The 18886-nt window shown below is 54.0% G+C and carries 15 protein-coding genes and 4 pseudogenes; 6 read left to right on the top strand and 13 right to left on the bottom strand.

All coding sequences use genetic code 11. From position 1 onward, the window contains the following. Positions 1-11 precede the first annotated feature (11 nt). The 3 genes and pseudogenes from cysI (at position 12) to DFR77_RS14640 (ending at position 5068) form a co-directional block, all read left to right on the top strand. Positions 12-1777 (top strand): annotated as a pseudogene (gene cysI / locus DFR77_RS02405) (assimilatory sulfite reductase (NADPH) hemoprotein subunit). Positions 1778-1949: 172 nt separating this feature from the next. Next, on the top strand, positions 1950-3809 hold the full coding sequence (gene ilvD, locus DFR77_RS02400; RefSeq protein ID WP_003688598.1) for a dihydroxy-acid dehydratase: 1860 nt from the start codon (positions 1950-1952) through the stop codon (positions 3807-3809). Between the two features lie 47 nt (positions 3810-3856). Next, positions 3857-5068: pseudogene (locus tag DFR77_RS14640) on the top strand (CapA family protein). Between the two features lie 95 nt (positions 5069-5163). Here DFR77_RS14640 and bioB read toward each other — a convergent pair. The 8 genes from bioB to DFR77_RS02340 form a co-directional block, all read right to left on the bottom strand. Next, positions 5164-6216 carry a biotin synthase BioB gene (bioB, locus tag DFR77_RS02380; protein WP_010358160.1) on the bottom strand — a complete coding sequence of 351 codons (1053 nt, stop codon included), beginning with the start codon at positions 6214-6216 and terminating at the stop codon, positions 5164-5166. A 206-nt stretch (positions 6217-6422) separates the two neighbouring features. After that, positions 6423-7799, bottom strand: coding sequence for a UDP-N-acetylmuramate:L-alanyl-gamma-D-glutamyl-meso-diaminopimelate ligase (mpl, locus tag DFR77_RS02370; RefSeq protein WP_003688594.1), 1377 nt, complete (start codon positions 7797-7799; stop codon positions 6423-6425). A gap of 61 nt (positions 7800-7860) precedes the next feature. After that, entirely contained in the window at positions 7861-8166 is a 306-nt protein-coding gene (locus tag DFR77_RS02365) for a DUF4124 domain-containing protein (protein WP_003688593.1), read from the bottom strand. A gap of 11 nt (positions 8167-8177) precedes the next feature. Then, on the bottom strand, positions 8178-8531 hold the full coding sequence (locus DFR77_RS02360) for a hypothetical protein (protein ID WP_003688592.1): 354 nt from the start codon (positions 8529-8531) through the stop codon (positions 8178-8180). Positions 8532-8792: 261 nt separating this feature from the next. After that, the gene (locus DFR77_RS02355) at positions 8793-8990 is read right to left on the bottom strand and encodes a hypothetical protein (protein ID WP_012503601.1); all 198 of its coding nucleotides are present in this window, start codon (positions 8988-8990) and stop codon (positions 8793-8795) included. Positions 8991-8999: 9 nt separating this feature from the next. After that, positions 9000-9785: a TrmH family RNA methyltransferase gene (locus tag DFR77_RS02350; RefSeq protein ID WP_003688590.1), complete on the bottom strand. Its 786-nt coding sequence runs from the start codon at positions 9783-9785 to the stop codon at positions 9000-9002. Positions 9786-9858: 73 nt separating this feature from the next. Then, positions 9859-11169: a tRNA lysidine(34) synthetase TilS gene (gene tilS, locus DFR77_RS02345; protein ID WP_003688589.1), complete on the bottom strand. Its 1311-nt coding sequence runs from the start codon at positions 11167-11169 to the stop codon at positions 9859-9861. 66 nt (positions 11170-11235) lie between these two features. Then, on the bottom strand, positions 11236-12195 hold the full coding sequence (locus tag DFR77_RS02340) for an acetyl-CoA carboxylase carboxyltransferase subunit alpha (protein ID WP_003691155.1): 960 nt from the start codon (positions 12193-12195) through the stop codon (positions 11236-11238). Between the two features lie 211 nt (positions 12196-12406). Here DFR77_RS02340 and DFR77_RS02335 point away from each other — a divergent pair, with 211 nt between their 5' ends. Beyond that, entirely contained in the window at positions 12407-12808 is a 402-nt protein-coding gene (locus tag DFR77_RS02335) for an RNA-binding S4 domain-containing protein (protein WP_003693238.1), read from the top strand. A gap of 67 nt (positions 12809-12875) precedes the next feature. On the opposite strand, the gene iscX is transcribed toward DFR77_RS02335, so the two are convergent. Then, positions 12876-13073: a Fe-S cluster assembly protein IscX gene (gene iscX / locus DFR77_RS02330; protein WP_003688584.1), complete on the bottom strand. Its 198-nt coding sequence runs from the start codon at positions 13071-13073 to the stop codon at positions 12876-12878. Between the two features lie 212 nt (positions 13074-13285). Here iscX and DFR77_RS13245 point away from each other — a divergent pair. Continuing rightward, positions 13286-13826, top strand: a pseudogene (locus tag DFR77_RS13245) (amino acid permease). Positions 13827-13885: 59 nt separating this feature from the next. On the opposite strand, the gene fdx reads toward DFR77_RS13245, so the two are convergent. The 4 genes and pseudogenes from fdx to hscA form a co-directional block, all read right to left on the bottom strand. Further along, complete coding sequence (fdx, locus tag DFR77_RS02310; protein WP_003688580.1) at positions 13886-14227, bottom strand: ISC system 2Fe-2S type ferredoxin; 342 nt, start codon at positions 14225-14227, stop codon at positions 13886-13888. 55 nt (positions 14228-14282) lie between these two features. After that, positions 14283-15044: a DUF2314 domain-containing protein gene (locus DFR77_RS02305; protein WP_003691147.1), complete on the bottom strand. Its 762-nt coding sequence runs from the start codon at positions 15042-15044 to the stop codon at positions 14283-14285. Between the two features lie 35 nt (positions 15045-15079). Next, positions 15080-15852: pseudogene (locus DFR77_RS02300) on the bottom strand (GIY-YIG nuclease family protein). Positions 15853-15913: 61 nt separating this feature from the next. Continuing rightward, a complete protein-coding gene (gene hscA / locus DFR77_RS02290; RefSeq protein WP_025456113.1) occupies positions 15914-17776 on the bottom strand; it encodes a Fe-S protein assembly chaperone HscA in 1863 nt (620 codons plus the stop codon). Positions 17777-17946: 170 nt separating this feature from the next. Between hscA and hpnD the strand changes: the two genes are divergently transcribed. Then, complete coding sequence (hpnD, locus tag DFR77_RS02285; protein ID WP_003688576.1) at positions 17947-18819, top strand: presqualene diphosphate synthase HpnD; 873 nt, start codon at positions 17947-17949, stop codon at positions 18817-18819. Positions 18820-18886: the final 67 nt, after the last annotated feature.

Genomic DNA, 18886 nt, shown 5'->3' with positions numbered 1-18886 from the left:
AGGAACACAAAATGACCGTACAGGCCAAGACAAAAGGTTTGGCGTGGCAAGAAAAGCCGCTATCCGACAACGAACGTCTGAAAACCGAAAGCAATTTTTTACGCGGCACGATTTTGGACGATTTGAAAGACCCGCTCACGGGCGGCTTCAAAGGCGACAACTTCCAACTCATCCGCTTCCACAGTATGTATGAGCAGGATGGCCGCGACATCCGCACCGAGGCAAAACTCGAGCCCTTGAAATTTATGCTTTTGCGCTGCCGGCTGCCGGCGGGATCATCAAACCGTCCCAGTGGATAGAACTGGACAAATTCGCCCGGGAAAAGAGTCATTACCGCTCCATCCGGCTAACCAACCGGCAAACCTTCCAATTTCACGGCGTGCCGAAAACCAAGTTGCAGACGATACCCCGCCTCTTGCACAGCCTGGGTTTGGATTCCATCGCTACGGCGGCGGATATGAACCGCAATGTGCTTTGCACCTCCAACCCGATCGAGTCCGAGCTGCACCGGCAGGCTTACGAATACGCGAAAAAGATTTCCGAACACCTGCTGCCGCGCACGCGCGGTTATCTGGATATGTGGGTGGACGGCAAAAAAGTTCAAAGTTCCGACGACTTCCTTCAAGAAGGCGAGCCGATTTTGGGCAAAACCTATCTGCCGCGAAAATTCAAAACCGCAGTCGTCATCCCGCCCTTGAACGATGTGGACTGCTACGGTAACGATTTGGATTTCGTCGCCGTTTCAGACGGCAACGGACAGCTTGCCGGCTTCAATGTTTTGGCGGGCGGCGGGCTTTCGACGGAACACGGCAACGGCAACACCAAAACCTATCCGAACATTTCACTGGAACTGGGTTTCGTGCCTCCGGAACACGCACTGAAGGCCGCCGAAGCGGTGGTAACCACGCAGCGCAACTTCGGCAACCGCAGCCACCGCAAAAACGACCGCACCCGCTACACCATTCAAAATATGGGCTTGGACAACTTCCGCACGGAAGTCGAACGCCGTATGGGTATGCCGTTCAAACCCATACGGCCGTTCAAGTTTACCGGGCGCGGCGACCGCATCGGCCGGGTGAAAGGCATAGACGGCAACTGGCATTTGACCCTTTTCATCGAAAGCGGGCGTTTGGTTGACGAAGGCGGGAAACAGCTTCTGACCGGCGTGTTGGAAATCGCCAAAATCCACAAAGGCGGCTTCCGCATCACCGCCAACCAAAACCTCATCGTGGCAAATGTGCCCGAAGGAGGCAAAGCCCGGATCGAACAGCTCGCCCGCTCATACGGGCTGATACGCGACGGTGTCAGCAAGCTGCGCGAAAATGCGATGTCGTGCGCTTCCTTCCCGACCTGCCCGCTGGCAATGGCGGAAGCCGAACGCGTGTTGCCGGACTTCATCGGCGAGCTGGATAAGATTATGGCGGAACACGGCACGTCGGACGACTACATCGTTACCCGCATTACCGGCTGCCCGAACGGCTGCGGACGGGCGATGTTGGCGGAAATCGGACTGGTCGGCAAAGCCGTGGGACGCTACAACCTCCACATCGGCGGCGACCGCGAAGGCGTACGCATCCCCCGCCTCTACAAAGAAAACATCACCCTGCCGGAAATCCTTTCCGAATTGGAAGACCTGATCGGCAAATGGGCGGCGGGACGCGATACCGACGAAGGTTTCGGCGATTTCGCCATACGGACGGGCATCGTCAAACCCGTGTTGGATGCGCCCGTCGATTTTTGGGACGCATCCAAAGCCGTCCCGATTGCGCGCGCCTGAACCCGTCCCCCGCATTCCTGCGGGGATGCTCTTTTTTGCCGCACACGTTTCCATTCCGCAAAATTCCGATACTTGGTATAAAATACCCCCTTTTCCCACTCTAAAAAACCGTACCCGATGCCGTCTGAAACAGCCCTGCCTTTCAGACGGTATAGGCACAAGGAAACACACTATGCCAGAATACCGCTCCAAAACCTCCACCCACGGCCGCAATATGGCGGGCGCGCGCGCATTGTGGCGCGCCACCGGCGTGATGGAAACCGACTTCGGCAAGCCCATCATCGCCGTTGCCAACTCCTTCACCCAATTCGTGCCCGGCCATGTCCACCTGCACAATATGGGCCAGCTGGTTGCCCGCGAGATTGAAAAAGCGGGTGCAATTGCCAAAGAATTCAACACCATCGCCATCGACGACGGCATCGCCATGGGGCACAGCGGTATGTTGTACTCCCTGCCCAGCCGCGATTTGATTGCCGACTCCATCGAATATATGGTCAACGCCCACTGCGCCGACGCGCTGGTGTGCATTTCCAACTGCGACAAAATCACCCCGGGAATGCTGATTGCCGCCATGCGCCTGAACATCCCCACCATCTTCGTCTCCGGCGGCCCGATGGAAGCGGGCAAGGTCATCGGCGTGGCAAACATCCAACCCGAACGCCGTTTGGACTTGATTGACGCCATGATCGAATCGGCGGACGACAATGTCAGCAACCGGCAAGTCGAAGAAGTCGAACAAAACGCCTGCCCGACCTGCGGCTCGTGTTCGGGTATGTTTACGGCAAACTCGATGAACTGCCTGACCGAAGCGCTCGGTCTGTCCCTGCCCGGCAACGGTTCGTATTTGGCGACCCACGCAGGCCGCAAAGAATTGTTCCTCGAAGCAGGGCGTATGATTGTCGAAATCACCAAACGCTATTACGAGCAAGACGACGAAACCGTGCTGCCGCGCAGCATTGCCACCAAAAAAGCGTTTGAAAACGCCATGACGATGGATATTGCGATGGGAGGCAGCACCAATACCATCCTGCACTTGCTCGCCGTCGCCAACGAAGCGGGCGTGGATTTCAAAATGGCAGACATCGACCGCTTAAGCCGCGTCGTGCCCTGCATCTGCAAAACCGCGCCCAACAACCACGACTACTATATGGAAGACGTGCACCGCGCCGGCGGCATCTTCGCCATTCTGAAAGAACTTGACAAAGCGGGCAAACTGCACACCGACGTGTACACGATCCACGCGCCGACACTGAAAGACGCGATTGAAAAATGGGACGTCACCAATCCCGAAAACACCCGCGCCATCGAACGTTTCAAAGCGGCTCCCGGCGGCGTGCGCACCACTCAGGCGTTCTCGCAAAACCGTATTTGGAAAACCCTCGACCTTGACCGCGAAAAAGGCTGTATCCGCGACGTGGCACACGCCTACTCGCAAGACGGCGGTTTGGCGGTCTTATTCGGCAACATCGCCGAGCGCGGCTGCGTGGTAAAAACCGCAGGCGTGGACGAGAGCATCCTCAAATTCACCGGCCGCGCGCGCGTGTTTGAAAGCCAGGAAGCCGCCGTCGAAGGTATTTTGGGCAACCAAATCGTCGCCGGCAACATCGTCATCATCCGCTACGAAGGCCCGAAAGGCGGCCCGGGTATGCAGGAAATGCTATACCCGACCTCCTACCTGAAATCCAAAGGCTTGGGCAAAGCCTGCGCCCTCTTAACCGACGGACGCTTCTCCGGCGGCACATCAGGTTTGTCCATCGGACACGCCTCGCCCGAAGCGGCGGAAGGCGGCGCAATCGGTTTGGTACACGAAGGCGATACGATTGAAATCGACATCCCCAAACGCAGCATCCGCCTTGTCATTTCCGATGAAGAGCTTGCCGCACGCCGTGCCGAAATGGAAGCTCGCGGCAGCAAAGCGTGGAAACCGGAAAACCGCGACCGCTACGTCTCCGCCGCATTAAGGGCTTACGGCGCGATGGCGACTTCCGCCGACAAAGGCGCGGTGCGCGACGTATCGCAAATCGAGAGATAAGCCCCAAAACGTGCGGCAAATGCCGTCTGAACAGTAAAGGTATGATTATTAACAAATTTACCTGGGCGATGGCGGTATTTTCCGCAATTTTGGCCCTCGTTATCGGCAGCGGCTTTACCGCGCTCGAGTATGTAAAAGAGCCGCCTGCCGCCCCTTATGCTGTTTCCGCGCCGAAAACCGCCGGGGTCAAGCCTCGGCGCATCCTGCCGGAACGGAATCCCCCGTGCTGCCGATTGACGGTTCAAACCCCGCGCCCGTTTCAAACACCGGCGATGCGGACGGACAGGATACGCCTGACGGAAAGGCAGCAGATACCGTTTCCATCATCGGGGTCGGCGGCATTATGCTCGGCAGCAATTATCCGGTCGATTACCCGCCCGATACCAATATCCTGAAACACGTCGAATCCGTCTTGGAAGATGCGGACATTACCGTCGGCAACCTTGAAGGTACGCTGTTTGACGAAGGCGGTACGCCGAAAAAATGTGCAAACCACCAAAATATGCTATGCATTCCGAACGCCCTCCGCATACGGGCAATACCTTGCCGACGCGGGATTCGACTACCTCAGCCTCGCAAACAACCACAGCAACGGCTTCGGCGCGCAAGGCATCACGGCAACGGCAGGCAACCTTGACGAATTGAACATCAAATATTCGGGCATCGAAAACAGGTTTGAAACCGCCATCCTGAAGAAAAACGGCGTGAGATACGGCTTCGTCTCCTTCGCCCCCAACCTTGCCGCCGTCAAACTGAACGATTACGCCAAATTCAAAAAACTGATTCGGAAAACCAAACAAAAAACCGACATCGTCATTGTGATGTTCCACGGCGGCGCGGAAGGGAAACAGGCTGAACACCTGCCGTTCGATACCGAAATCTTCTATGGGGAAAACAGGGGCAACGTCGTCGAGTTTGCGCGGCTCGCCGTCGATTCCGGCGCGGATGTCGTATTCGGGCAGGGGGCGCACGTTACTCGCGCCGTCGAACTTTACCACGACCGCTTCATCTCTTACAGCGGCGGCAACTTTGCCACCTACGGCATCAGCGGCATTGCGCCGATTTTCAAAATTATCACCGACAAACAGGGGCGGTTCGTTTCCGGCAACATTATCCCCATCACTCAAGTCGGCGATAAAATCCCCAAAATCGACCCTGAAAAAACTGTTATTGAGCGGATTATTTATCTGAACCATAGCGACTTCCCCAACGGGAACGGACTGGATGTCTCGCCCGGCGGCGACATCACGCGCCGGTAAAAAGATATTGGAAATTCCGTCCGAACAAATGCCGTCTGAAAGCCTTTTTTCAGGTTTCAGACGGCATTCAAGTTTCAGACGGCATTTTTCAATCGTCAATAATCCGCTTTAATCCCGGAGGCTTTTTCCACTTCGGCGACCTCGCCTTCCGGCTCAAACTGCAAGGGATACAGGTTAAGCTTTTCCATCAGGATTCTATCGCCGTCCTCATCAGGATTGCCTGTGGTCAACAGCTTGTCGCCGTAAAAAATCGAGTTCGCACCCGCCATGAAGCACATCGCCTGCATCGCTTCAGGCATATTGCTGCGCCCTGCCGAGAGGCGGACATAACTTTGCGGCATCGTAATCCGCGCTACGGAAACCGTACGGACAAATTCGGTCCAATCCAAATCTTCGGCATCGGCAAGCGGCGTGCCTTCCACTTTGACCAACCGGTTAATCGGCACGCTTTCGGGCTGCGGGTCGAGGTTGGCGAGGCTGGCAATCAGCCCGGCGCGTTCGGCGCGGGTTTCGTTCATCCCGACGATGCCGCCGCAGCAGACTTTCAAACCGGCGTTGCGGACTTTGCCCAAGGTATCCATACGGTCTTCGTGCCGGCGTGTGTGGATGATGTCGTTGTAGCGGTCGGGGTCGGTGTCGAGGTTGTGGTTGTAATAATCCAAGCCCGCCTCTTTCAAGTCTTCCGCCATACCTTCTTCGAGCATACCGAACGTGCCGCAGGTTTCCATACCTAAGCCCTTGACGGCTTTGATGATTGCGGAAACCGTCTCCACGTCTTTGGGTTTGGGGCCGCGCCATGCCGCGCCCATACAAAACCGGCTTGCGCCGCGCGATTTGGCGATTTTGGCTTTTTCGACGATTTCATCCACATCCATCATCTGCTCTTTGCCCAAATTGGTGTTGTGGTGCGCTGATTGCGGACAGTAGGCGCAATCTTCGGGACAACCGCCGGTTTTGATGGACAACAGCGTGGAAAGCTGGATTTCGCGCGGGTTGAAATTTTGGCGGTGGACTTCTGCCGCCTGATAGACAAGTTCTAAAAACGGCAGTCCGAAAAGTGCCTCGACATCGCATTTTTTCCAATAGCGCGCGGTGGGATGAGGCTTGCACTCGGTCTTACGGCGCAAGGCGACGGGGGATACGGTCATAATGTGTTCTTTCGTATTTACAGCGGCGCAATGACGCTGACAGGCAAACCGCCGGCGCAATGACGGCGGTTGCGGGTAATCAAATGGCTGAAAACAGCGGCGGCAAGTGTAACGCGTTTGAAAATACGGGGCAAACGGTTTTTCCGCCTTTGTGCCGCGCAGCCGGGCAATGCCGTCTAAAGGGCTTTCAGACGGCATTGCCCGGGCTATCTCAAAGCGTCCAGCAGTTTGGTGTGTATTCCGCCGAAACCGCCGTTGCTCATCACCAAAATATGGTCGCCGGTTCGGGCGTTTTTCACAATTTCGGCAACGAAGGTATCGAAATCTTTACCGACGCGCAGCCTGCAGCCCAAAGGCGCGAGGGCTTCGGCAACGTCCCAGTCCGCGCCGCCGGCGTAGCAGAACACTTGGTCGGCTTCTTTGAGGCTTGCGGGCAGGGCGGACTTCATCGTGCCGAGTTTCATGGTGTTGGAACGCGGCTCGAGGACGGCGAGGATGCGCGCGCCGCCGACACGTTGGCGCAAACCTTGAATCGTGGTTTCGATGGCGGTCGGGTGGTGGGCGAAATCGTCGTAAACGGTGATGCCGTTTGCCGTGCCTTTGATTTCCATGCGGCGTTTGACGTTTTTAAACGCACCCAAGGCTTCGCAGGCCGTCTGAACATCGACTCCGGCATGGCGTGCGGCAGCGATGACGGCGAGCGCGTTCATGCGGTTGTGTCCGCCCATCAAATCCCATGCGACGTGTCCGGCTTTTTTGCCGTCAAGCAATACGTCGAACGAGCCGTCGGCATTGACTTCACCAATCTGCCAGCCGTGTCCGGTGCCGAATTTTTCCACCGGCGTCCAGCAGCCTTTGTCCAAAGTATCTTGCAGGCTTTGCTGCTGTCCGTTGCAGACGATGAGGCCTTCGGATGGTACGGTGCGCACGAGGTGGTGGAACTGGGTCTGTATCGCGCCCAAGTCGGCGAAGATGTCGGCGTGGTCGAATTCCAGATTGTTCAACACGGCGGTACGCGGGCGATAATGCACGAATTTGGAGCGTTTGTCGAAAAAGGCGGTGTCGTATTCGTCGGCTTCGATGACGAAAAACGGCGATTTGCTGTTCGGGTCTTGACGCGGCGTTTGCGGTAGGCGGGCGGAAACGCCGAAATTTTCCGGTACACCGCCGATGAGGAAGCCCGGCGCGAGTCCGGCATATTCCAAGACCCAGGCGAGCATGGACGCGGTGGTCGTTTTGCCGTGCGTCCCTGCCACGCCGAGTACCCAATGATGGTGCAGCACGTTTTCAGCCAGCCATTGCGGGCCGGAAATATAAGGCAGCCCACGGTTCAAAATCGCCTCGACCACATCCATCCCGCGCCTGGCGACATTGCCGATGACGTAAATATCGGCTTGAAATTCTTCCAACTGCGCGGCATCGAAGCCTTCGTGTACGCCTATGCCCAAGGCTTCGAGCTGGGTGCTCATCGGCGGATACATCTTCGCGTCGCAACCGCTGACTTTGAACCCGGCTTCTTTGGCAATGGCGGCAATCCCGCCCATAAACGTGCCGCCGATACCGATAATGTGGATGTGTTTCATCAGAGTTCCCTAATCGTTCAAATTCTATTGTTCAACACCGTAATGGTTGATTCGGTTTCAATCAATGCGGTCTGATGCCGGCATCCGAACCGTCTTTCTGTGCATTCCCTTTCGGATTTTGGACGGCTTCGTCCCTCACCGTGTCCGAATAATCGCCAACTCCTGCGTCTTCCGCCCTGTCTTTCACGGCAGGCCTGACCGAACTGTACACCCGATCCCGCCCCAAACCCGCGTTGGTACAATCTTTTCCCGGAGTTTGGCTGTAACTGGTTTTACCATTATGGCGGCACTCGTAAACATTTGCCGAAAATACGGTCTGAACCGCTGCAACAAGCAATATACTTCCAATCATTTTAGATACGCGCATATTAAACTCCTTTATTGTTCCTCTTCAAAAAAAGGAATGTATTTCAATAGAACTTCATCTAATTCTTTCATTCCTTGCTCATAATTGAACGGGTATTCCCAACCATCCCCTACTTTGATTTCAGAAATGTCTTTAAACTTCCGCTTAAGGGCGGACACTTTGTCCATATCGTCATCAATTTCCTGTTTGCCGAACGGTATTTTCCGCTTTTCCAAAACCTCGTCATAATAACAAGGTAAATTCAGCAATAGCCCCCAAGCGCTATTTGCGATTACGACTAATCTATGTTTTTCCCTAGTTAAGTAATCTGCACCGCTATCATAGATTGCCCTTGTCGGATCATAAAAAAATTCGCAATTTTTCATAGCGTCCCCACACTTTAACCGATTCGCAATTTTATATCCGCGATTTTGCAAGCTGCCCATAAAAACCGATTGCCTGCCAAGCCGACACTACTTGTTAAAGATGCCCGATAATGCCGCAACTCTTCCGTATTTACCGACAAACGCCCTATTTGCTTAGAGCTGTTTTGTTTTCCACAAAACTTTAATCCGTTGATTTAACAAATTTTTTACCAAATTCTTTATTTGTTCGGATTCCATTAGCACGATTTTGAGCAATATCTGTCAAAACCATTTCCACCATATCCAAAACAAAACCGCCGCCGCCACGGCATTGGACGATAAGATGAGTTTCCACTGCCCGTCCTTCCGCAATGCCGCCTTCTTGGGCTTCAAAGCACCCGCATAAAAAAACGGTGACAGCAGCATAGAAGCGATACATAAGAAAATCAATACGCCGTAATAGATTTTTTCAGACGGCATTTCTCTTCCTCAATACGCCGCCCGTTGGCGCATCTGTTCAAACAGGCAGATTGTCGCCGCCATCGCGACATTTAAAGACTCGGTTGCATCGTGCATCGGTATCCTGACACACTTGTCCGCCCTGTCTAAAACTGCTTTACCGACACCCGCGCCTTCGTTGCCGAACACCCAAGCTGTCGGTTCGCACAAATCTTCGCCGTACAAAACCGCCTGCTTTTCCTCGCGCAACGCGGTGGCAAACACACGGTCTTCATAGTGCGCCAACCATATTTCCAAATCCGCCTGCGAATAAATGTCCAACAAGAAATGCGCGCCCATACCCGCGCGTAATACCTTGGGCGACCACGCGTCCGCACAACCCCTGCCCAAAACGACCGTACCTACCCCTGCCGCCGCCGCACTCCGTAAGACGGTGCCGACATTGCCCGGATCTTGCACGCCGTCCAAAACCGCACAGTCGCCTTTGTCCGGCAAGGTTCCGCCCAATGGGATATCAATCAGTGTAAGTATCTCGTCTGCACAACTCAAGCTGCTGATTTTTTTCAATATGCCGTCTGAAACGGAAAAAATCCCGTCTTCCGGCAAAACTGCTGTCAATTTAAGGACTTCTTCAGACGGCATTTTAGCTTCGGGAATATATACCCCGACCGGCTTTCTGCCGGATTGCAGGAAAACCTGAAGCAGGTGCACGCCCTCCAAAACGGTTTGGGCATACTGCCGTCTGAACTTTCCTTGCGACAACAGGCGGTGCAGGTGTCTGATATGTTCATTATTGGTCGAACTGATGTGTTTCACTTCACAAGCCTTTTAGAAATATGCAACCGGACAATACCCGACTGAACGCCGCCGAAATCTGTTTGCGATATTATCAAAATAAAATGGGAAAGTCAGGATGTACGGGCAAAATGCCGTCTGAAACCGAGATTTGAAAATCCGCACAACAGTTTGCCAACGCCAATGGACGGTTTCCGCTGTCGGCAACGAGCGGCCAAATTGGGCGCAGGAAAGGCAGAACCCGTTTCCCCTGAAGGATTTTTTTCACATTTTTATGGATGCCGCCGACAGCCAACGTATCCGATGCCGCTACCGTCCTCAAAATCCCGTCCTGTTCCAACATGGCTTCAGGAAGTCCGAACGGATGCCGCTTCAACACAAATCTATGTTCTGTCAGTATTTTTTTGAGATTTCCGCTTATCGTCCCATCTTTCAGAAAAGCCGGTTTTGCCAACTGTTCCGACGCAAACACAAACAGCCTGCCTGCATAATGATGCAATTCAAAGCCTTGCAAGTTCCAACGTCCGGTTTTTGCCTCCGTCAAAACGCGGGCAATGTCGGCAAGTGCGTTCTGATTCGGCACGGGGATGCCGTTTTCCTTTAGAAAATTCCGCAAAATATGGGTTTTCCGGCGCGGGGAAAACGTCAGCCACCGCGCCGTATCGAAATAACCGGCCCCGCAAACCCAACGGCAGTCTTGAACGACGACCTCTTCCAACAAAGCCAAATCTTCCTGCAAAGCGCGGACATTGTTCAGCACATGCCGCCCAAAATGGGGAATCTGCGCCGAAAGTTCGGGCAAAATACGGTGCCGGAAGCGGTTTCGCAAATAAGCCGTATCGGTATTGCTTTCATCCTCGATATTCGGCAAACCGTGTTTTCGGGCATAATCCCATATGTCTTGGCGCGAAAAAGGCAGCAAAGGCCGCCAGATAATGCCGTTTTCCCCCAAAGGGCGGACGGCGGGCATAGCCGCCAAAGCGCGCAAACCTCCGCCGCGCGCGACTGCCAGCATAAAGGTTTCGATTTGATCGTCCCTGTGGTGCGCCAACGCCAAAACGTCAAAGCCTTTTTCGGCAAACTCGGCATAACGCTTTTGCCTTGCCGCCGCCTCGATGCCCAAACCGTTTTTTTCCACGCAGACCTTAACCGTTTCCAGCCCCACCCCTAGCATATCGCAATAATTCCGGCAGAAATCCGCCCAATCGTCGGCTCGGGGACTCAAGCCGTGATGGATGTGCAATGCCTCCGGCACAAATCCTGCCCGCTTCCCGGCACAAACCAGCAGATGCAGCAAAACGACGGAATCCAAGCCGCCGCTTAATGCCACTGCTGTTTTTTTTCCATTCAGACCTTGAGGAAAACAATCCTTCAAGCATTGCTCAAACGCATCTAAAGTCAGCACGGCTTCATCCCGATAAAGAAAAAGCAAGCAGTTTCAGACAACTGCTTGCTGCTTGTTCTACCCGAATTATTGTTCCGAAAATTTGCCGTAAGCCATAATGCGGTCGAAACGGCGCGAAAGCAAATCGGCAAGCGGGATGCTTTGCGCTTCGTGCAGTTGTTTTTCCAAAACGGCTTTTACGTTTTTCATGGTTTGCCCGAAATCCCTATGAGCACCACCCAAAGGCTCTTTAATGACGGTATCGACCAAGTCCAGCTTTTGCAGGCGGTCGGCAGTAATACCCAAAGCCTGTGCCGCATCAGCCGCCTTTTCGGCGGTTTTCCACAAAATCGAAGCACAGCCTTCGGGGGAAATAACGGAATAGGTCGAATATTGCAGCATATTGACGTAATCGCCTACGGCGACCGCCAACGCACCGCCCGAACCGCCTTCGCCGATGACGGTACACAAAACGGGAACGCGCAGTCGGGTCAGTTCGTACAGGTTTTTGCCGATGGCTTCCGACTGCCCGCGTTCTTCCGCGCCGATGCCGGGATACGCGCCCGGCGTATCGATAAAGGTCATGACGGGCAAGCCGAATTTTTCCGCCGTTTTCATCAGGCGCAGGGCTTTGCGGTAGCCTTCAGGACGGGGCATACCGAAGTTGCGGCGGATTTTTTCTTTGGTGTCGCGCCCTTTCTGATGCCCGACGACCACAACGCTTTGTCCGTTGAAACGCGCCAATCCGCCGACAATCGCATGATCGTCGGCAAAGTGGCGGTCGCCGTGCAGCTCTTCAAAATCGGTAAACAGCGCGTCAATGTAATCCAAAGTATAGGGACGCTGCGGATGCCGGGAAACCTGTGAAATTTGAGCGGGTGTGAGTTTGCTGAAAATCGATTTGGTCAAATCGTTGCTTTTTTTCTGCAAACGGTGTATTTCGTCCGAAATATCGACGGCAGACTCGTCTTGGACGAAACGCAGCTCATCGATTTTGTTGGTCAGTTCGGCTATGGGTTGTTCAAAATCCAAAAAAACAGGTTTCATAAAATGAAGCTCTCATCAACAGATTCTGCCGCTATCATACGCTATTTGTGCATATTCCGCAGTTAATTTATTGTCCAAAACGGCTTTTCCACACCCTCTTTTTGTGTTCGGACAGCATGGAAAACAGCGGATTAGTGCATATATACTAGTTATAAGGCGATGTATCTTATGCTAAACTCGAAACAAATTCAATTATTTCAAACAAAATCGTATGAAAGACAAGCACGATTCTTCCGCCATGCGGCTGGACAAATGGCTTTGGGCGGCACGTTTTTTCAAGACCCGTTCCCTTGCGCAAAAGCATATCGAACTGGGTAGGGTTCAAGTAAACGGCTCGAAAGTCAAAAACAGTAAAACCATAGACATCGGCGATATTATCGACCTGACGCTCAATTCCCTTCCCCATAAAATCAAGGTTAAAGGTTTGAACCACCAACGCCGCCCGGCACACGAGGCGCGGCTTCTGTATGAAGAAGACGCGAAAACGGCAGCATTGAGGGAAGAGTGCAAACAGCTCGACCAATTCAGCCGCATCACTTCCGCCCATCCCGACGGCAGACCGACCAAGCGCGACCGCCGCCAACTGGACAGGCTGAAAAAAGGAGACTGGTAAAACCATTCCCGCTGCAAACAGAAGCACGAACCGCGTACCGCCGCATTTCAGACGGCATTCCTGAAACTTATTCCGCCTCGTCTATCCATGCCTGCTGCACGGCTTCAAGGATGCGTTCGCCGCAACGGGCGGGATCGTCGTCAAATTCGGGCAATGCCATAATCAGGTCGCGCAGTTGGGTAAAGCGCACGGTTTTGGGATCGATGGCTTCGCCGTGCAGGTCGTAGAGTTCTTCGGCGATGCGCCGGGTATCGGTCCATTTCATATAAATTTCCTTTTATCGTCCGGCATTGAAGCCGTGTAGAATATGTTTCGGCAAAACTGCCGCCCCTTGAGGATGGCTGAATGTTTCAACTCGCCGGACGGCACATCAAGCACCACCTTATGTGTCGTCCTGATCCGGGAGGAGTTACCCCTCCCAAACAAATCTGATTCTACCGCCCTGAAGAGCGGGGTTTCAACCGATAAGGAAGATTGATGAACAATATGTTTGCCGCAAAATTGTCCGAACTGGTTTATACCGCTTCCGACCATCCCGACTCCCTGTCGGAGATGGAGGAGTTTGACCGCCTGATTCTGCTGATACGCAAACTGTATCAAATATTGGACGGGCAACATACCCTCTACAGAGTAACGGTTTGCCTTAACTACCGGAGCAGGCGCGGTCTGATTGCTTTGGATAAAGCGGCTGTCGGTTGCGATGCGGCAATGTTGCGCGCCCGGCGTTGGCGCATCTGCATGCAGATTGCGGAACGCCTTTCCGAGTCGGTCGGGCGGCTTCACGGTTGCGGCAGAAAGCGTGTCCGCCGCCTGCCCCGAGCTTGAAGGACGCTATCTCGACCTTGTCCGCCGCGCCGCCGTCTCTTTCGGTTTCGCGCAAGGACAGGCAAATCCGGCAGGCGGGCAGGAAGAAACGCAAGCCGCCTCAGATGCCGTATCGGGTCGTTCCGTCAAAAAACCGATAAAAATCAATATAGAATCGAAAGTTCCGTCTTCACAAACGTCTGTTTTTCGGTAATTGCGCCTTATCCGCGCAACAATGCCGTCTGAAGCGTGCCGGCTTCAGACGGCCTGTTTTCAGTGTTCTTCGCGCGCGTGGTTGATGGTGTATTTGGGGATTTCCACAATCAAATCCTCGCCGGCAACAACCGCCTGACAACTCAGGCGCGAATCGGCTTCCAAACCCCAAGCCTGATCGAGCAGGTCTTCTTCCAATTCGGCCGGCTCTTCCAAACTGTCGAAACCTTTGCGGATAATCACGTGGCAGGTGGTGCAGGCGCAGGATTTTTCGCAGGCGTGATCGACTTCGATGTCGTGGTCGAGCAGCACGTCGAGGACGGTTTTGCCTTCGGGCGCGTTATCGATGACTGCACCCTCGGGGCATAATGTTGCGTGTGGAAGTACGGTGATTTTGGGCATTTTTATTGTCTTTCTGTAAAAAGTATTTGTGTCCGTTTTTAGGAAAACTGTCTGCCTAATGTCGCGGTTCGAGCAGGTCGGCAACATTTTGCCAGCCCGTCAGGCGGGCAAAATCGAGGGCGGTATAGCCTTCCGATGTCTTTGAGGCAGGATTTGCGCCGTATTCAAGCATGGCTTGAACCATAAGTGCATTTCCTGCCATGGCTTCATGATGAAGCGGCGTATAGCCGTCTTCGTCCTGCTCATGCAGAAAATCCGGATTTTGGGACAACTGTTGCCGAAAATCGTCAATACAGTTCCGGCACATCGGATGCTCTTCCAAATTTTCGGGATGTTCTTTTTCTTCATACACCGGCAATACCTGCCCGGGATCGCCGAAATCGATTCCCCAGGCGGTATCGTGTTCGGTACGCTCCTCTTCCGTCATCTGTCCGCGCATTGCCTGTACGGTAAAGCCGCCGTAGGGGATGCCGTTGCACACGAACATCCAGTCGCTGATGTCGCCAACCGGAACGCAAACGCTTTCGCCTTGTTCGACATTGGTCAGTCCGCCGGGTTCATTGTTCAGCACACCGTAAATATAAAGACCGTCAAAATAAATATCGTCGATCCACATATGTTCGCAAATTTCGCCGTCTTCGCCGTCTTGGAAAAAAGGGACTTTGACCATGGCAAAATCCAAGGCGGAAATAATGCGGCGGCGTTCCCAAAAAAGCTCGCGCCAAAAGTATTTGAATGTTTTACGGGCGCGTTCGCCGGCACGGTTTACCGGTTCGTCTGCCTGTTCTACATAATAAATGACGGAATCGCCCATCATACTGCTCCTCAACGTGTACGGTATCTGTTTGCACCTTACCGCGGTTTTCTACCTCCGGCATCCGATTCGGATTTGAAAAGTTCCAAATATTCGGAATAGGCTTTTTCCAAATCCGCCCGCGAAAAACAGGTGTAAATATGGATGCCGTCTGCAATTTCGTCGGTCAGCCTCGTGCCGCTTTTGCCGAAATATGCTTCTTTAAAAAGGCGGATTTTCGATTTTTTCGGCTTGTAGGATGCCGCGTCCGCCAAAAGCCGGGGCAGCGCGTAAGGGTATTCCCGGTGTCCGCGCCGTACCAAATCAAGCAGTTGTTTGCGGCCGGACCCGGCATTCCCTTCCTGCCGGCGTTCGTGGACGCTTTTTTCAAATTCCGATTCCGCCGTTTCGTTTTTCGGGAACACGATTTCGCCGCGAAGCGATAAAAACAAACGTTTCACAAGGTTTTCGTCCACGGCGAACAATTCGGTATCGCCTATCCTGCTTTTGCTGAAAATTTCATGGAGCAGGTTTTTTTTCTTTGTAATTGTCGGTTTTGACGGCGAGGAGGCGTTCCAACCCGGCAACGTTCGCATAGCCGTTGTTTTCCAAATGGCGCATTCTGCCTTCAAAATTGCTTACGTCCGAAATGCCGATTTTATATAGTGAATTAACAAAAATCAGGACAAGGCGGCGAGCCGCAGACAGTACAAATAGTACGGCAAGGCGAGCCAACGCCGTACCGGTTTAAATTTAATTCACTATACACGCCCTTGATGACGGTTTTCATCGAATAGACAATGCCTGACTTTTCCATATCGATGTTTTTCAAGTGTTTTCGATCCTTCAGACGGCATCAGGTTATATCTATGCCGTCTGAAACCGTTTAAGTATCAAATATTATCGACACTCTGACCTGTCAGCGCACGTTGGATGTTGCGGTTCATGCGCTTGGCGGCGAAATTGTCGGTGCTGCGGCTGAGTTTGGCGACAGCTGCACGGATGTCTTCAGCTTTACCGTCTTTCAGACGGCCTTGCAAATCGGCGATGTCTCGCTGGATTTGTGCAAACTCTTCGGCATCCAGCAAATCGCTGTCCAACTCGAGGGCGGCGTTGACGGCATCGGTCAGGCTTTCGGCTTCGATCACGGCTTCGGCGCGGGCGCGGGCCGCCATATCTTCGGCGGCGTTGCCCATGCTGTCTTTGAGCATTTGGGTGATGGTGTCATCGTCCAAACCGTAGGAGGGTTTGACTTCGATTTGCGCCTGTACGCCGGTGCTTTGTTCTTGGGCGGAAACGGACAGCAAACCGTCGGCATCGATTTGGAAGGTAACGCGGATACGCGCCGCACCCGCCGCCATAGGCGGAATGCCGCGCAGGGTAAATTTGGCAAGGCTGCGGCAGTCGGAAACGAGCTCGCGTTCGCCTTGCACGACGTGTATCGTCATCGCGGTCTGACCGTCTTTGAAGGTGGTAAAGTCCTGCGCGCGCGCGGTGGGGATGGTGGAATTGCGCGGGATGATTTTTTCCGCCAAGCCGCCGTAGGTTTCCAAACCGAGCGACAAGGGGGTAACGTCCAACAGCAGCCATTCGCCGTCGGCTTTGTTGCCTGCGAGGACGTTTGCCTGTATGGCTGCGCCGAGCGCGACGACTTCGTCGGGATTGAGGTTGTTCAGCGGGGTTTGTCCGAAAAAGGTGGCGACTGCCTGTTGGACGTGCGGCATACGGGTCGAACCGCCGACCATAACCACGCCTTTGACTTCGTTTTTACCGACACCGGCATCTTTCAACGCCTGTTTGACCGGCTCGAGCGTTTTCATCACCAAATGCTGCGTCAGGTTGTGGAACTCGGCGCGACTGATGCTTGTGTCGATTGCCATACCGTCTGAAAGCGTCGCCTGAATGCGCGCTTCGGTTTGCGTGGTCAATTGTTCTTTGGCGGCGCGGACGAGCGAGAGCAGGAGTTGGCTGTCTTGTTCGTTGAGTTGGGAGAGTCTGTTTTGTTCGAGCAGGCGGCAGAACAGGCGGTGGTCGAAGTCATCGCCGCCCAACGCGCTGTTGCCGCCGGTGGCTTTGACTTCAAACAGTCCTTTGGTCAGTTGCAACACGGATACGTCGAATGTGCCGCCGCCCAAATCGTACACGACAAACGTGCCTTCCGAGGCGTTGTCCAGCCCGTAGGCGATTGCGGCGGCGGTAGGTTCGTTGAGCAGGCGCAATACGTTCAAACCGGCCAGACGCGCGGCATCTTTGGTGGCCTGGCGTTGCGCGTCGTCGAAATAGGCGGGGACGGTAATCACCACGCCGACCAAATCGCCGCCCAAGGTTTCTTCGGCACGCAATTTGAGGGTTTTGAGGATTTCCGCCGACACTTCGACAGGCGTTTTCATCCCCTGCCGCGTATGCAGTTCGATAAAGCGTTGATTGTCGCCGAAACGGTAAGGCAGGTAATGCGTATTTTGATGCAGATCGGCAAGAGTCCGCCCGATAAGGCGTTTGGCGGAGCTGACGGTGTTCAGCGGGTCGGTTTTTTGGGCGGACAGGGCGGTTTTGCCGACTTCAATGCCGCCGTTTTCCAGATAGCGGACGACGGAAGGCAGGGTAACGCGCCCGTCGGCATCGGGCAGGCAGGCGGCACTGCCGCTGCGGACGGTGGCGACCAAGCTGTTGGTCGTACCCAAATCGATGCCTGCCGCCAAACGGTGCCGGTGCGGGGCGGCGGACATACCCGGTTCTGAAATCTGCAAAAGAGCCATAAATTCTGCCTGTCGGTGCGGTGTGTAAAGGAAGGAAGGCGGCATTTTAACAGAATTTGCGCCGATAGTTGAGCAAACGGCTAAGGATTGGGCCGTGCCGCCGAAATTGCCCTCTACCGCCAAATACCGATAAAATCCGCCTTTCCCGCCCATCATTAGGAATATAAATCGTGAAAGGACTCGACTATTGCCGCCAAAAAGCAGAGGAAAGCCGCTCCAGTTTTTTGTCGGGCTTCCGTTTCCTGACTCAGGAAAAACAGGATGCGGTAACGGTTCTGTATGCCTTTTGCCGCGAATTGGACGATGTGGTTGACGAATGTTCCAACCCCGATGTTGCACAGGCAACATTGAACTGGTGGCGCGGCGATTTGGACAATGCGTTCGGCGGCGCGATGCCGGAACACCCCGTCAATCAGGCCTTGCGGCAGGTTAAGGAAACCTTCAAGCTGCCGAAATATGAACTGGAAGCCTTAATCGACGGGATGCAGATGGATTTGGTTCAGGCGCGTTACGGCAGTTTTGAGGAATTGAAACTGTATTGCCGCCGCGTCGCGGGCGTGGTCGGCTGCCTGATTGCGCGGATTTTGGGGTTTTCAGACGGCAAAACGCTGGAATACGCGGATAAAATGGGTCTTGCGCTGCAACTGACCAACATCATCCGCGATGTCGGCGAAGATGCGCGCAGGGGACGGATTTACCTGCCGATGGAGGAAATGCAGCGGTTTGACGTACCCGCAAGCGTGATTTTGCAATGCAGCCCGACGGGCAATTTTGCCGAATTGATGGCGTTCCAAATCAAACGCGCCCGTGAAACCTACCGCGAAGCCGTATCGCTGCTGCCTGATGCCGATAAAAAAGCCCAAAAAGTCGGACTGGTTATGGCGGCGGTTTATTACGCGCTGTTGAACGAAATCGACCGAGACGGCGCGCAAAACGTCCTCAAATACAAAATCGCCCTCCCTTCGCCGCGCAAAAAACGCATTGCCCTGAAAACCTGGTTATTCGGATTCAAACCGCGCCCCGGCACGCCGGAACGGGCATAAGGCGCATACTGCCCTTCAGGAAAACCCAACCCCCGCCGCCCCGAAAAACGGGGTTTCAACCATTGGA

Origin of the sequence: Neisseria gonorrhoeae, from assembly GCF_003315235.1 — a bacterium.
In the GTDB taxonomy this organism is placed as follows: Bacteria; Pseudomonadota; Gammaproteobacteria; order Burkholderiales; family Neisseriaceae; genus Neisseria; species Neisseria gonorrhoeae.
The sequence above is the reverse complement of the archived record's forward strand: the minus strand, read 5'-3'. Positions and strand labels throughout refer to the sequence as shown.

Excerpts from the sequence above, each read along its gene's own strand:
- ilvD (WP_003688598.1), top strand. The coding sequence starts at position 1,950 with ATGCCAGAATACCGCTCCAAAACCTCCACCCACGGCCGCAATATGGCG.
- bioB (WP_010358160.1), bottom strand. The coding sequence starts at position 6,216 with ATGACCGTATCCCCCGTCGCCTTGCGCCGTAAGACCGAGTGCAAGCCT.
- mpl (WP_003688594.1), bottom strand. The coding sequence starts at position 7,799 with ATGAAACACATCCACATTATCGGTATCGGCGGCACGTTTATGGGCGGG.
- DFR77_RS02365 (WP_003688593.1), bottom strand. The coding sequence starts at position 8,166 with ATGCGCGTATCTAAAATGATTGGAAGTATATTGCTTGTTGCAGCGGTT.
- DFR77_RS02360 (WP_003688592.1), bottom strand. The coding sequence starts at position 8,531 with ATGAAAAATTGCGAATTTTTTTATGATCCGACAAGGGCAATCTATGAT.
- DFR77_RS02355 (WP_012503601.1), bottom strand. The coding sequence starts at position 8,990 with ATGCCGTCTGAAAAAATCTATTACGGCGTATTGATTTTCTTATGTATC.
- DFR77_RS02340 (WP_003691155.1), bottom strand. The coding sequence starts at position 12,195 with ATGAAACCTGTTTTTTTGGATTTTGAACAACCCATAGCCGAACTGACC.
- DFR77_RS02335 (WP_003693238.1), top strand. The coding sequence starts at position 12,407 with ATGAAAGACAAGCACGATTCTTCCGCCATGCGGCTGGACAAATGGCTT.
- iscX (WP_003688584.1), bottom strand. The coding sequence starts at position 13,073 with ATGAAATGGACCGATACCCGGCGCATCGCCGAAGAACTCTACGACCTG.
- fdx (WP_003688580.1), bottom strand. The coding sequence starts at position 14,227 with ATGCCCAAAATCACCGTACTTCCACACGCAACATTATGCCCCGAGGGT.
- DFR77_RS02305 (WP_003691147.1), bottom strand. The coding sequence starts at position 15,044 with ATGATGGGCGATTCCGTCATTTATTATGTAGAACAGGCAGACGAACCG.
- hscA (WP_025456113.1), bottom strand. The coding sequence starts at position 17,776 with ATGGCTCTTTTGCAGATTTCAGAACCGGGTATGTCCGCCGCCCCGCAC.